Below are 13,061 nucleotides of genomic sequence, written 5' to 3'. Positions count from 1 at the left end.
GAATTGACTTTGTTTTGACACTCTAATAGTTAAAGAGCAATTAGCGTGCCACCAATCCATTCAGGCTTAGTTCGGTATATCAATCCCTGCATCACGCATTTTGGCAAGCTTATAGCGCAAGGTTCTTGGACTAATACCCAGCTTTTCAGCCATTTCTTTTCTTCGTCCCTGACACTCTTTTAATGTATCGAGAATGATAGAAAATTCTTGGTCACGTAATTCCCCCCCAAGCCCAGAATTAACTGGAGAGCGAGAGTCAATAAATGGACTGTCCGTTTCTGCAACCGGACGAAGAGACGGAGGGATGACAGTAGTCTCTCCAGAAACAAGCTGCTGCAGACCACTAGAATCTTCCCAATCAACACCTTCGAGTAGAATATGCCCAGACGTCACTTTCTGGTCTTCACTCAGAATCAGTGCCCGCTGAACAACGTTATCCAGCTCGCGTACATTTCCCGGCCAACGATAAGCCAGCAATTTACTCACCGCACTAGCTTCAAGGGTTGGAACAGGCAAACCCAGTTTTTTACAGTGACGCTCAAGCAAGTGCTCCGCCAAAGGTTGAATATCTCCCTGACGATCACAAAGTGCAGGCCAAGTAATTGGAAAAACGTTCAGACGATAATACAAATCTTCTCTGAAGTTCCCCTCTTGAACATAACGCTTAAGATCGCGGTTACTGGTCGCTAAAACACGGACATCCAGTTTGATACTTTTGCGACTTCCCAACCTTTCTACTTCACGCTCCTGTAAAACACGCAGCAGCTTAGCTTGCAGACTCAAATCCATCTCACTGATTTCATCAAGTAAAATCGTACCACCTTGCGCCTGTTCAAATTTGCCAGGACAGGCTTGAACTGCACCAGTAAAGGCGCCTTTCTCATAGCCGAACAACGTCGCTTCAAGCATATTTTCTGGGATCGCAGCACAGTTAATAGCAACGAACGGCCCATCTTTTCTAGGCGATGCATTATGGATGTATCTCGACATGACCTCTTTACCGGAACCACTAGGTCCCATGATCATGACACTGGCATCAGTTTTCGCGACTTTTTCCGCAAGGGCGAGTAACTTAAGGCTTTTTTCATCAGCAACAACCGCGTCACCGTTATCATCACTTTTAACAGGAGCGTAACGGCTGACCATATTGAGCAGAACTTCAGGTGCGAATGGCTTCGCCATATAATCAATTGCACCTTCTTTCATTGCCGCAACGGCATCTTCAATATTCGCGTACGCCGTCATTAAAAGCACTGGTAGGTTTGGCCATTGCTGCTTAATGTTACGTAGGAGCGCTAATCCACCCATTCCCGCCATTTGAACATCAGAAACAACGATATCGATGGTGTCGGTTTTCAATTTAATCAGAGCGTCTTCGGCACAATCCGCTTCTACCCAGTCATAGCCAGCAAGAGCAAGAGTATCGACCAGTGCCTCACGCAAACCTTCATCATCTTCAACGATTAACACTTTACTTTGAGTCATTACTTTTCTCCTTTCTCTTCAATCATTGGAGCAGAGTTTGTTAGCGGCAGATTTACCGTAAAGCAGGCACCATCACCTTCTTCGGAAATCAATTCCAGAGATCCATTGTGTGCACGGCAAACCATCTGCACCACAGCTAAACCTAATCCCGTTCCTTGAGATCGGGTAGTGTAAAAGGGTTCCATTATTTTGTTTTGCAAGTGTTTGGGTACACCCGGGCCATTATCTTGAATTGATATTTTCAAAGTATCGCCAACGGCCCTAACAAATACATCGATTTGCGAGCCTTTACCTGAGTTTTGAATCGCATTCATCACCAAATTACTTAGAGCAGAAGCAATGGCATTTGAATTCCCCATCAGAATATCTGCTTCGCTTTCCGTCTCTAAAGCATAGTCAATCTGGTTGGCATGGAGAGCAGTCTCAACCATAGGTTGGAACTCATCTAACAGTTCGCGCACAGTAAACGGTTTAACAACTTTGTTATCGCCTCCTTTCGCGAACAGCAACATATCATTGACCTGTTTATCCAAATCATGGAGACGATCCATGAGTTTGGTCTGAAATCTCTCGCGTGTTTGTGTAGGCAGGTTAGATGTTCCTAAATTTGAAGCGTACAACATGGCGCTAGACAGCGGCGTCCGTACCTGATGAGCAAGAGATGCCACCATTCGTCCCAACGAAGATAACCTCTGTAAATCACTTATACGTGACTGTAATAGACGTGTCTCGGTTAAATCGGTAATGAGAATTAATTGTCCGGTATTAGAGGCAGATATGGCCAAATGAACTTTGCGTCCATTACGGAGAGAGATTTCATGGCCATCATCTTCTTTGGGAGAAAAAGCGCTTTGAATAATGGAATACCATCGCTCTCCGACCAATGTCACTTCAAGCAATCGGTGAGCCTCTGGGTTGGCCTCTCTGACGACACCCTGAGTATCAAGCAAAATCACGCCCGCAGGCATAACGTCCAATACCTGCTTATAACGTGCAACCTGATCATCTAATGAATCCAGATGTGAATGCTGCTCTTGTAATTGCGATTCTTGCATGTCGAATATCTGCCTAATAATTACAACAAAGGCTTAGAAGCAAGAAGCGTTCCAAGCCTTTTATTTATTTAATAATCAGACAGTTAAAATCAATTTATATCAATGACAATATATTGACTCCGACGATTAACGCTGCATATTGTATTTTCGCATTTTTTCGACGAGTGTTGTCCTTCTCATACCAAGCATATCTGCAGCACGAGCGACAACGCCGCCTTGTGCATCCAGCGCTTGGTTAATCAAGTTAACTTCCAGCTCTGCAAGTAGCTCTTTTAGATTGACACCCTCAGGCGGTAGTGACTGCGGTGTATTGCTATTCTCGACAACATCATCAAGATTAGTTACACCATCAACATCAAACTCATCGGAAAAAATACCAGCGAGTAATTCCCTCTCCTGCTCTTCAATCGGAATAGCACTGTTGTTTTCCGGATGAAATTCAGGAATATCACTGTATCGATACTTCGTCGGCAGATGGTTAACGTCGACCAGACTGTTTGGAAACAGAATAATCATTCGCTCAACTAAATTCGCCAATTCACGCACGTTACCCGGCCACGAATGTTCCATCAGCGAATTTATCGCCCTCGGTGTAAACCCGATTTTCGGTGCACCTTCAGCCTGCATACGAGTCAGTAATTCCTGAATCAACAACGGAATGTCCTCCACTCGTTCTTTGAGTGCAGGCATTTCGATAGGAAATACGTTTAAACGGTAAAATAAATCTTCTCTAAAACCGCCATCTTCAATCATGGACTCAAGGTTACGGTGTGTCGCAGCAACCACGCGAACATTAACCTTAATCGTATTATTGCCCCCGACACGTTCAAACGTTCTCTCTTGTAGCACACGCAACAGTTTGACCTGCATTGTCATTGGCATATCACCAATTTCATCAAGAAACAGTGTGCCGCCATCCGCTAATTCAAAACGGCCTTTTCGTGCATTAAGAGCGCCGGTAAATGCGCCCTTTTCGTGACCAAAGAGTTCGCTTTCAAGAAGCTCTGCCGGTATCGCGCCACAATTGATTGGGACAAACGGACCGCCTCGACGAGTCGAATGATAGTGAATATTACGTGCAACGACCTCTTTACCCGTACCTGATTCACCGAGCACGAGAACATTCGCATCACTACCAGAGACCTGTTCAATTAAGTGTCGGACTTCCTGAATACCAGTGCTTTGACCGACTAAACTACGGAAAAGAGTATTTTTGCGACCAGAATTGAATAAAGTTCCGTTGCGTCGTCCCAAAAAGGCACGACAATGACTAAGAGCGTCCGTTACTTGAGGATAATTGAGTGGGAAGTCCAGTTCTCCAACGTAATTAGTAAAGCAATCAAGCGAATACGGCTGATCGCTCAGGCAAAGAAGCGGGACATGGCTTGCCTTATGTAAATTCTGCTCTAGAGTTCCTGTTAACGTTCCGCTCTTTACACTGCCTAAAATGCAACCAGTCCGGCTCTCAGACCAGTTTATAGAGTCGACGTCAGTAGAGTCGATAACTTCACAGGATTCACCGATAAACTCCAGAATAATCTGCAGTTGTTGGCGTATGCTTGAGTCATCCTCGATGACAAGCAGCTTTGCTAAACCTTGCATGTAAAAAGTATGATCGCCTTAAGTAAAATTATTATTGCTAGACAAGACACCAAGCCATTAACGAATATTTTTATCCCTATATGAATAACATTAGTCAATTTTTGGCGTTCAGCAACACAAACTTACTGATTAATCAGTGGGTTCTATTCTATGTGATAAAAAAAATAAGGCAACCAACCAGTATCCGAGTGTGATACTGGTTTAAAAATCAGGATGTTGCTTATGCACCTACATCCGTAGCAGTTAGATTGTGAAATTCAGGAGGGATCTGGTCCCACGCCGATTTTATTTCACGGATAATGTCGATAACATCATCAATAGGTTGAGGATTATTGGCCTGATTAGCATTCGTTATCTGATTGATCATAAAATCGTAAAGTTGGTCGAGATTGCGCGCGATATCGCCACCATCTTCCATTGAAAGACAACCTCTGAGACTGATAATAATATCCAGAGCTTTTCCTAAACGTTCGCCTTTCACAGGGATATTGCCTTGAATCATGGCAGCTTTTCCCTGCACTAGGCGTTCAATAGCACCAGACATAAGCATTTGAACAACCTTATGCGGCGAAGCCGAACTCAGCTGGCTATCGACTGATACTTTTTTGTAAGCCTGTAAAGAACCACGCATAGCTTTCCTCTTTATAAAAACTTTTTGTATTGTTGAACGGACTTATTACCATGACGAAAACGCTTCAAATCCTCACTTAAGTCATTAGTTTTCTGATCCATCCGCTCCACAAGTCTTTGTGTATTAATGATGGCTTGTCGCCACTCTTCAGTATCTAGCATAGAAGAGCCTTGAGAGTAACCATCCAGTATTTCGTGCAATATCTGATCCCTTTTATCGACTAGTGCATTAATTTCTTCACTATTAATATCGACAGCATTGAGCAATCCATCAATTTCGTGATCTATATCACACAGTATTTTTAATCTATTATCCACCAGCCTGACCGCCTAACGCATTCATCATACCGGCCAACTGACTATGCATTTTACTGGTTGCATCTTGCATAGCGCTAAATTTCGCATGCGTTCGTTTTTCAAGACTATCCATTCTTCTATTGAGATCGGCTTGTTGATCATCAAGACGGTGATTATTATCACGCAAGCTATTCTCGCGGGTTCGGATCGCACCAGTAACGCCAGTCAATCCTTGAATAGCTTCTTCAACCTTCATAGCAAAACCATTTCTACCACCAAAAAACTCTCCCAGCTTATCGAAGTTATTATTAAGCTGGCGATTGAGCATGTCTTGATTGATTTCTAATGTTCCCTGACGCGTTGTCGTAATGCCAAATTCAGTGAGTGTTTTTAAATTTTCAGGGGCGTCCTTAACTTCTGTAGAAAAGACTCGTTTTAAACGTGAGTCAGCACTACGTACAACACTGTCACCCGCGAGTGGACCTGCTTCACCTGTGTTGGGGTCCACAGAAGCAAGCTGCTTAGACATACTGTAAAACTGGTTATAGGCTGAGACAAACTGCTGTATATCGTCACGGACACTGTCTCGATCGTACTCAATCCCAATTTCCGATGGTGCCTGATTAGGCTGAGTCTTTCCTTTGAGTGTCAGGTTAACGCCATCAATCGCGTCTTCGATAATATTATTATCACTGGAAAGCTTCGCCACACCATCAAGTAACACCTCTGAATCCTGAGCCGCCTGAACTTGTCTCATACCCTGATAGGCTGAGAAATCAGACTGCGCGTCATCAAGCTGCTGATAAACCGCCTCAACACGATCCAGGTATTGACGCTCTTCAGGGGTCATCTCATCACGAACAGCTTGCTTTGCCTGCTCTGGAGTCATTGCTCCAGAGGCTATCGCTTTATCGATTTTTGCGTTTTGTTCATCAATCTGTTGTTTTAGTTTTGCTTGCGCTTCCTCTGGTGTCACGTAAGAATCATACAGCGTTCCTGACGCAGTATTCGACCATCCAGGCACATCTTTTGACTTCTCAGACGCTGCCGAATCGAGCTCAGGTTGAGGTTCACGATAAGAATCGAGCAAAGTACCAGACGCAGTTTCTGTCCAACCTGGAATACGGTCTTCCGGTTTTACGTACTGATTTACCTGATCAGAAGCACTCACCTGACCAGAGTCACCACCAGCCGCATTGCTATCAATAGCAGAGACATCCGGATTAGCCGATTCTGCCGCTTTTTGAATCTCATCAGCCACAGACTGATCGACAGTCCTTGCCGCATTTTCAATCTTTTCGGCAACCTGAGCGGCAATTTTTTGCTCTTTGGGCGTGAGAGGGTTAATGATTTGCTGCGCCTGAGAGCGAGCCGATTCAATTGCTTTGACTCGCTGCTCAAGCGTTTTATATTCGAGTTTATTAAGTGAGTTACCTAATCCTGCATCAACACCAATTTGAATAGCGTTATCTTTACCTGACCGGTTAGACGCAAGAATCAATCTCGGTCCTTCCTCATCATTGATTATTGAAGCACGAATACCCGGGTTTTGTTTGGAGTAGTTGATACCATTGATAACATCTCGAAGACTTGAATTCCCTGAAACATCAACGGTAAATTTGGAATTACCTAATGAAATATGCAGCTTACCAGGGCCAAATTTTTCATCATCAGAAAAAACATTTGATGCAATTTTATGACTCTGAGCAAGCTGCAACACATCGATAGCATACTTTCCTGCTATGGCATCTGTTGTCGCTGTTGCGGATACTACATTTTCATCAGTAGTATCCACTTTACGCTGAGCAAACGCTTTCTCCTGACGAAAATTCGTCATGAGATCCTTCATCGTATCCAACGACTGTCTGAGCTGACCGTAAGCACTGATACTGGCGCTATTCTGGGCACGCTTATTATCGAGACCTTGCTGCTTTGGCGTACGCTCGGCATCGACAATTTTGCTGACCATGGAGTTTAAATCCATACCACCAATGTTCATCCCTACGGGGCCTAAACTCATTCAATCACCTCAAAAGTAACAGTTACGCCTTAGTTGCAAGAAGACCAGAACGATGGTCATCATCACGTGCAAGGCGTCGTAGTACTTCTAGCATCTCTTCTTCGGGAATCTGACGTATCACGTCACCAGTATCGGCTTCGTAAATGGTTACGATGTCTCTACCTGTTTCCTGATCCACACGGAACGAAAGTCCTTTGTTAATGGAAGAGACAAATTCTTGCATCTGTTCCATTATCTTTGACCGTTGTTCCTCGCTAATACGCTCTCTTTCTTTCGCAAGTTTTTTCGCTGCTTCAATTGACTCAGCTTGCCGTTCTTTCACCTGCTCAGAAATTTGTTCTGAGAGTTTATCTGAGCGATCAGTCTCCCGTGGCGCCGAAATGCTTCTTGTACTATCACTTTCCGAAGCAAGTTTAGTGCCACTTTGTGAGCCGTAAGGCTGGATGTTCGATGTGTAGGATGATATTTCCATAACAATCTCCCTTCCACCTCTATTGAGTTACACTGGCATAGCCAATATGACTCAAAAGCTCGTTAAGACCTGCTAACCTAGCAGACTTAGAGCTGCAGATGGTGACTGTTTAGCCTGAGCCAAAACAGACGTACTCGCTTGTTGCAAGATCTGAGACTTGGTCATTTGAGTCGTCTCTTTCGCGTAATCAGTATCTTTAATACGACTACGTGATGCGTTAACGTTCTCGTTGATGTTATCCAAGTTGCTAATTGCGTGCCCAAAACGGTTTTGGAATGCACCCAGAGAAGCTCGTTGACTATCAACCGACTTCAAAGCGCCATCAATGACCGATACAGCAAGTTGTGAACCCCCAATTGTCGATACGTCAATGTCTTTCACTGTGACATCCTGAGCAGCACCAAAGCCAATCTCTGAACCCAGTCCACCACCGATGGTAACATCACCAGTCACTTTCTGAGTTGAAGCAAACAGCTGTAACTTGCCATCATCACCAACTGACGCTTTGACATCTTCAGATTGACCATTAATGTACGTTGCCACTTCTTCAAGATCATCACCCTGTTTAGCATTAATGGTAAGATCTTTTTGTTCACCTGATTTAGTAGTATAACTCAAGGTGAGATCATTCGCCGTGCCTACAGTCCAATCCGGAGATTTACCTGTCTCAGCAATGTATGACTTTCCGCCCATATCCATTGTATCAGAACGCATATTTCCCATAGTAAGCTGTACAGCTTCCCCTGAGTCAGCACCGATCTGGAATGACTTATTACCGAACGAACCATTAAGAAGTTTATTACCACCGAAAGAGGTTGTTTCTGCAACTCGGTTTAATTCATCATTAAGTGCAGAGACTTCTTCCTGAATAGCTTTACGCTCAGAAGATGAGTTAGAGCCGTTCGATGATTGTAGCGACAAGTCGCGCATACGTTGAAGAATAGAGGTTGTTTCATTCATCGCCCCTTCAGCAGTTTGAGCGATTGAGATACCATCGTTCGCGTTTCTTACCGCAACGTCAAGACCACGACTTTGCGATGTTAAACGGTTAGATATCTGCAAACCCGCAGCATCGTCTTTTGCGCTGTTGATCTTATAACCAGAGGACAATCGTTCCATAGAACGTTGGGCTCCATCAGCAGCACTGTTCAGGTAACGCTGAGCCGTCATCGCTGAAACATTGGTGTTCACATTTATTGCCATATTGATCTCCTACACGGACAAGTTAATGCACCGCCGCGTCTCTCACCTCGCATTGGTACATTCATTTCTCTCGGTCTCTTTAACGGCGGAGATAAATAAAGCTTTAGGAAAAACTTTCGATTTTTGGTTAAAAAATTAGCAAAAAATTAACAAGGATATATAAGTCATTACAAAAGAAGACTATTTTCAAAAATGATATGGCATAAAAAATCCAGCCGTAGCTGGATTTTTAAGACTGGATAATGAGTTTTCAAGCTTAGCCAAGCAGGTTGAGTGCTGCGTTTGGTGCCTGTTTTGCCTGAGCAAGAACAGAGCTTGAAGCTTGAGACAGAATTTGCGATTTGGTAAGAGCGGTTGTCTCTTTCGCAAAATCTGTATCTTTGATTCGGCTCTTAGATGCATTAACGTTTTCGTTAATGTTATCCAAGTTGTTGATAGCATGATTGAATCGGTTTTGGAAAGCACCAAGCTCTGCACGGTGGCTATCCACATACTTCAATGCTGAGTCAATGATACCCACAGATTGTTGAGCACCACCAACAGTTGTCACGTCAATCGTATCAACGGTATCCGCTTTCCCAGGGCCGATATTTAGCTCACCTGCCAGACCACCACTGAAAGAGACAGGACCTGACACTTTATTGGTACCCGCAAAGACCTGTAACTTACCGTCTTCGTCAACAGAGGCTTTAACCATATCTGTCTGACCATTGATATATGTTGCTAGCTCTTCAATATCATCACCTTCTTTTGCTGAGATATTGATTGTCTGTGGCTCACCATTTGTGTCAGTTAGATCAATCTGTAAGTCATTTGAGCCGGCCTGGACAGTCCAGTTTTTATCTTTGCCATTTTCGGCTTTATAACTCATACCGCCCATGCCAATATTGTCACTGCGCATGTCATTAAGGTTAAGCATTACCGCTTCACCGTTATCAGCGCCGATTTGGAACGATTTAGTACCAAAGGTACCGTTAAGTAGCTTATTCCCACCAAACGATGTTGTTTCAGCAACACGGTTTAATTCGTCGTTCAGCGCAGTAACCTCTTCCTGAATCGCAACACGCTCTGATTTGGAGTTTGAGCCGTTAGCCGATTGTAGAGAAAGGTCTCTCATACGTTGCAAGATACTGGTGGTTTCATCCATCGCACCTTCAGCTGTCTGAGCGATAGAGATACCATCGTTTGCGTTACGAACAGCAACATCTAAACCGCGGCTCTGTACATTCAAACGGTTTGATATTTGCAAACCTGCCGCATCGTCTTTTGCGCTATTGATTTTAAAACCAGAAGATAGACGCTCCATTGACGTATTTTGAGCTTTAGTTGCTGCATTTAAGTAACGTTGAGCTGTCATTGCTGATACGTTAGTGTTTACATTTACTGCCATGATGATTTCTCCAATTGATTTTCCGATTGTTTCCGGTTTCCGACGTCTCGGAAAACCAAGTAGTTCTCTCAAAGTTACTTTTAATAACGGCTCGAGGAATAAATCCTTGAGAAAATTTTTTCGATTTTTTTAAAAAAAATGCCTTTCGGATGAAATTATCAGCAAAGTGCAAAAAAAGGCCTTTTTAGTCCTATTTTCCCCTAAAGTTTCCTTTCAACGGTACGATACAGTGCGGTTTATTTGAGTAACGATAAAATGATATTGGGTTGCTGCTTAGCCTGAGCGAGAATCGAGGTACTCACTTGTTGCAATATTTGTTGTTTCACTAAAGACGTTGTCTCTTTAGCAAAGTCGGTATCCAGAATTCGACTATTAGAGGCTGCTACATTTTCGTGAATATTATCGAGATTGTTGATCGTATGATTAAAGCGATTCTGCAGCGCGCCTAACTCTGAACGATGACTATCAACAAACCCCATAGATGTATCTAAAATAGAGATAGCTCTTTGCGCACTGCCCACACTATTAATGTCTGCCGAATCTAGCGTCTCGAAACCAATCGTCTGAATACCTAAATGATTTGCTAGAGAACCTTGAAAAGAGACTGTACCAGATGTCTCCTTTCCGGGCATATAAAGCTGTAATTGACCATGCTCATTCACCGAAGCATGAATGGCATCAGTCTGTCCGTTGATATACGTCGCCAACTCTTCAATGTCATCGCCATTTTTCGCCTGGATAGAAATCGACTTCTGTTGACCTGATGCATCAAGATAGCTCATCGCAAGTTGGTTGCTATCTTCTGTGACATGCCAGTCCTTATCCGCTTTAAATTGCGATCGATAAGTGAACCCTCCCATATCGAGTGTATCGGAACGCATATTCTTCAAATGCAGGGCTACAGCTTCACCAGAGGATGATCCTATTTGAAAAGAAGATTGCCCAAATGAGCCATTTAATAATTTTTTTCCACCAAATGAGGTCGTTTCAGCAATCCGGTTTAACTCATCGTTGAGTGATTTAAATTCCTGATTAAGGGCCTCTCTCTCTTGAATTGAGTTAACACCATTCGTGGATTGTAGCGCCAGGTCTCGCATTCTCTGCATCAGAGACGTACTTTCCTGCATCGCGCCCTCAGCCGTCTGCATAATAGAAACACCATCATTCGCGTTTCTAACCGCCACATCCAGTCCTCGCATTTGCGTAACAAATCTATTCGAGATTTGTAGTCCAGCAGCATCATCACGCGCACTATTTATCCTCTTTCCTGAAGAAAGCCTTTCAAAAGAGTGCTGAGCCTGATCTGTTGCTCGCGTTAAATATCGCTGTGCAACCAAAGCAGGAACATTGGTGTTGATAGTAATTGCCATAAAACAAAACCTGTATTGACCTAACGTTTTGTCGGCAAGATAGAGAGAAGCTTGAGAAGAAAGTCAGCAACCAAAGTCACTGACTCAAATAATGGGGAGTGATTAACCTAATGATAGCATTGCTAACATATCTTCAGATGGGGCAAACAAATAAGCACCTGTTTTAGCCGTAGTAAAACGCAACATCTGGTCGGTTTTGCCATCGGTCTCACCATACATGCTGTTCATCATCACTTTAATGTTATGCAGAGTATGACAATAGGCGATGAAGAGAAGACCATGATCACCACTAACGCTACCATATGGTAGGCTGTGACGAAGAATTTTAAGCCCTGCACCATTTTCCTTAATATCGACACGACCAACGTGCGATGCAGCAGGGACATCATCCAATTCAACAGAATCAGCCTTAGTACGGCCTATCACTTTTTCTTGAGCAGAAATATTAAGTCGATTCCATGCTGGTAAGTTGTGTACAAAACGCTGGGTTAGTACATAACTCCCACCAGCAAATTCACCGTCCGCGATAATCGCAACTTCTTTACGTCTTTCCGCTTTAGGGTTTTCAGTACCGTCGATAAATCCTGTCATATCTCGAGCATCTAAATATCGAAAACCATAGGTTTCATCAATCAGCTCAACATCATCAGATACACCTGAAACAAACTGACGCAGCAAATAAAACAAGAGATCATGTCTCGTTGAATGGCAGTGAATCAGGAAATCGCACTCAGTCGCAGGCGCTACGACATTACCCTTACCTAACTCACGAAAATCGTCCAACTCTTCAGGCATAGGTTGATTGAGTTGAGACCAGAACTTTTTGCTAAAAGAGATTGAAGACGTCAGGTTAGCCCCTGGCTGTTGGCTATTTAATTCTTCAACCATCATTGGCAGAGACTTTAGCGCTTCCAATACCGCTTGAGCCTCTTTGGTCACCTTAAACAAAGCATACAGAGCAAATGGCCCTGCTTCGGGCAAGATGGCACTTTGGCATTGAGACATAATGTTTTCCTTTTTTATCTTCTCGCTCACATACACAGCGAAACTATAATATACGCTGCTTGAGTGAGAATAAATTGTTACACCACAAATTGAAGTGAAAAAACACAACAAGAATTGAGTCATATAAAGATATTTAGTACGGTAGAAACATTACGTACTTAGTTGTAAGCAGTTCTAATATGAGTAAAAACATCACGCCTTCCCCAGAAACCAAACAGGAAGCACTCAAAGTCGCCAACGCAACACAAAGACCTGGACAGAGCAAAGAACAGACTAAACTCATTGCCCAGGGTATCGAAAAAGGCATCGCACTTTATAAAAAACAGCAAAAAGAACGGCAGCGCAGCGCTGATAAAGAACGAAAAAAAGTTCAAAAGCAGAAAGAGAGCTCAAAAGAAGAAGTTAGTCAGGATAGTGAAATCGTCACAACATCCTCTCCATCGACTAGTAGTAGTATTCTACCTTGGTCACTTTTAGTGATCAGTTGGGTCGCGTTTGCTGCCTACCTTCTTCTGCTGAAATAGCAGACCAA

At 43.4% G+C, this 13,061-nt stretch carries 12 protein-coding genes; 1 reads left to right on the top strand and 11 read right to left on the bottom strand.

All coding sequences use genetic code 11. From position 1 onward, the window contains the following. Positions 1-66: 66 nt before the first annotated feature. The 11 genes from EES38_RS05775 to EES38_RS05725 all read right to left on the bottom strand — a co-directional run bounded on the left by EES38_RS05775 (position 67) and on the right by EES38_RS05725 (position 12,529). Complete coding sequence (locus EES38_RS05775) at positions 67-1,485, bottom strand: sigma-54-dependent transcriptional regulator (protein WP_124936220.1); 1,419 nt, start codon at positions 1,483-1,485, stop codon at positions 67-69. Continuing rightward, positions 1,485-2,540, bottom strand: a complete 1,056-nt coding sequence (locus EES38_RS05770; RefSeq protein WP_124936219.1) for a sensor histidine kinase — start codon at positions 2,538-2,540, stop codon at positions 1,485-1,487. Before EES38_RS05770 ends, EES38_RS05775 begins: the two co-directional genes overlap by 1 nt. 126 nt (positions 2,541-2,666) lie before the next feature. Next, positions 2,667-4,142, bottom strand: a complete 1,476-nt coding sequence (locus EES38_RS05765; protein WP_124936218.1) for a sigma-54 dependent transcriptional regulator — start codon at positions 4,140-4,142, stop codon at positions 2,667-2,669. 220 nt (positions 4,143-4,362) lie between these two features. Continuing rightward, positions 4,363-4,773 carry a flagellar export chaperone FliS gene (gene fliS, locus EES38_RS05760; protein ID WP_124936217.1) on the bottom strand — a complete coding sequence of 137 codons (411 nt, stop codon included), beginning with the start codon at positions 4,771-4,773 and terminating at the stop codon, positions 4,363-4,365. A gap of 11 nt (positions 4,774-4,784) precedes the next feature. Beyond that, a complete protein-coding gene (fliT, locus tag EES38_RS05755) occupies positions 4,785-5,090 on the bottom strand; it encodes a flagellar protein FliT (RefSeq protein WP_124936216.1) in 306 nt (101 codons plus the stop codon). Next, entirely contained in the window at positions 5,083-7,089 is a 2,007-nt protein-coding gene (gene fliD / locus EES38_RS05750) for a flagellar filament capping protein FliD (protein ID WP_124936215.1), read from the bottom strand. The genes fliT and fliD overlap by 8 nt, the downstream gene beginning before the upstream one ends. A gap of 22 nt (positions 7,090-7,111) precedes the next feature. Continuing rightward, on the bottom strand, positions 7,112-7,561 hold the full coding sequence (flaG, locus tag EES38_RS05745) for a flagellar protein FlaG (RefSeq protein ID WP_124936214.1): 450 nt from the start codon (positions 7,559-7,561) through the stop codon (positions 7,112-7,114). Positions 7,562-7,633: 72 nt separating this feature from the next. Next, positions 7,634-8,764: a flagellin gene (locus tag EES38_RS05740; RefSeq protein ID WP_124936213.1), complete on the bottom strand. Its 1,131-nt coding sequence runs from the start codon at positions 8,762-8,764 to the stop codon at positions 7,634-7,636. 256 nt (positions 8,765-9,020) lie between these two features. Beyond that, on the bottom strand, positions 9,021-10,154 hold the full coding sequence (locus EES38_RS05735; protein ID WP_124936212.1) for a flagellin: 1,134 nt from the start codon (positions 10,152-10,154) through the stop codon (positions 9,021-9,023). A gap of 236 nt (positions 10,155-10,390) precedes the next feature. Further along, positions 10,391-11,524 (bottom strand): flagellin, encoded by a 1,134-nt coding sequence (locus EES38_RS05730; RefSeq protein WP_124936211.1) that lies wholly within the window; start codon positions 11,522-11,524, stop codon positions 10,391-10,393. Between the two features lie 102 nt (positions 11,525-11,626). Continuing rightward, positions 11,627-12,529: a Dyp-type peroxidase gene (locus EES38_RS05725; RefSeq protein WP_124936210.1), complete on the bottom strand. Its 903-nt coding sequence runs from the start codon at positions 12,527-12,529 to the stop codon at positions 11,627-11,629. Between the two features lie 179 nt (positions 12,530-12,708). Here EES38_RS05725 and EES38_RS05720 point away from each other — a divergent pair, with 179 nt between their 5' ends. Continuing rightward, entirely contained in the window at positions 12,709-13,053 is a 345-nt protein-coding gene (locus EES38_RS05720; RefSeq protein WP_124936209.1) for a DUF2956 domain-containing protein, read from the top strand. The last annotated feature ends 8 nt before the right edge of the window (positions 13,054-13,061 follow it).

The sequence above is a fragment of the Vibrio viridaestus genome (assembly GCF_003856525.1).
In the GTDB taxonomy this organism is placed as follows: Bacteria; Pseudomonadota; Gammaproteobacteria; order Enterobacterales; family Vibrionaceae; genus Vibrio; species Vibrio viridaestus.
Note: the sequence above shows the minus strand (reverse complement) of the source record. Positions and strands in the feature narration are given on the sequence as shown.

Coding starts and splice junctions, on each gene's coding strand:
- EES38_RS05770 (WP_124936219.1), bottom strand. CDS start 2,540: ATGCAAGAATCGCAATTACAAGAGCAGCATTCACATCTGGATTCATTA.
- EES38_RS05720 (WP_124936209.1), top strand. CDS start 12,709: ATGAGTAAAAACATCACGCCTTCCCCAGAAACCAAACAGGAAGCACTC.
- flaG (WP_124936214.1), bottom strand. CDS start 7,561: ATGGAAATATCATCCTACACATCGAACATCCAGCCTTACGGCTCACAA.
- EES38_RS05730 (WP_124936211.1), bottom strand. CDS start 11,524: ATGGCAATTACTATCAACACCAATGTTCCTGCTTTGGTTGCACAGCGA.
- fliS (WP_124936217.1), bottom strand. CDS start 4,773: ATGCGTGGTTCTTTACAGGCTTACAAAAAAGTATCAGTCGATAGCCAG.
- EES38_RS05735 (WP_124936212.1), bottom strand. CDS start 10,154: ATGGCAGTAAATGTAAACACTAACGTATCAGCAATGACAGCTCAACGT.
- EES38_RS05740 (WP_124936213.1), bottom strand. CDS start 8,764: ATGGCAATAAATGTGAACACCAATGTTTCAGCGATGACGGCTCAGCGT.
- EES38_RS05765 (WP_124936218.1), bottom strand. CDS start 4,142: ATGCAAGGTTTAGCAAAGCTGCTTGTCATCGAGGATGACTCAAGCATA.
- EES38_RS05775 (WP_124936220.1), bottom strand. CDS start 1,485: ATGACTCAAAGTAAAGTGTTAATCGTTGAAGATGATGAAGGTTTGCGT.
- fliD (WP_124936215.1), bottom strand. CDS start 7,089: ATGAGTTTAGGCCCCGTAGGGATGAACATTGGTGGTATGGATTTAAAC.
- EES38_RS05725 (WP_124936210.1), bottom strand. CDS start 12,529: ATGTCTCAATGCCAAAGTGCCATCTTGCCCGAAGCAGGGCCATTTGCT.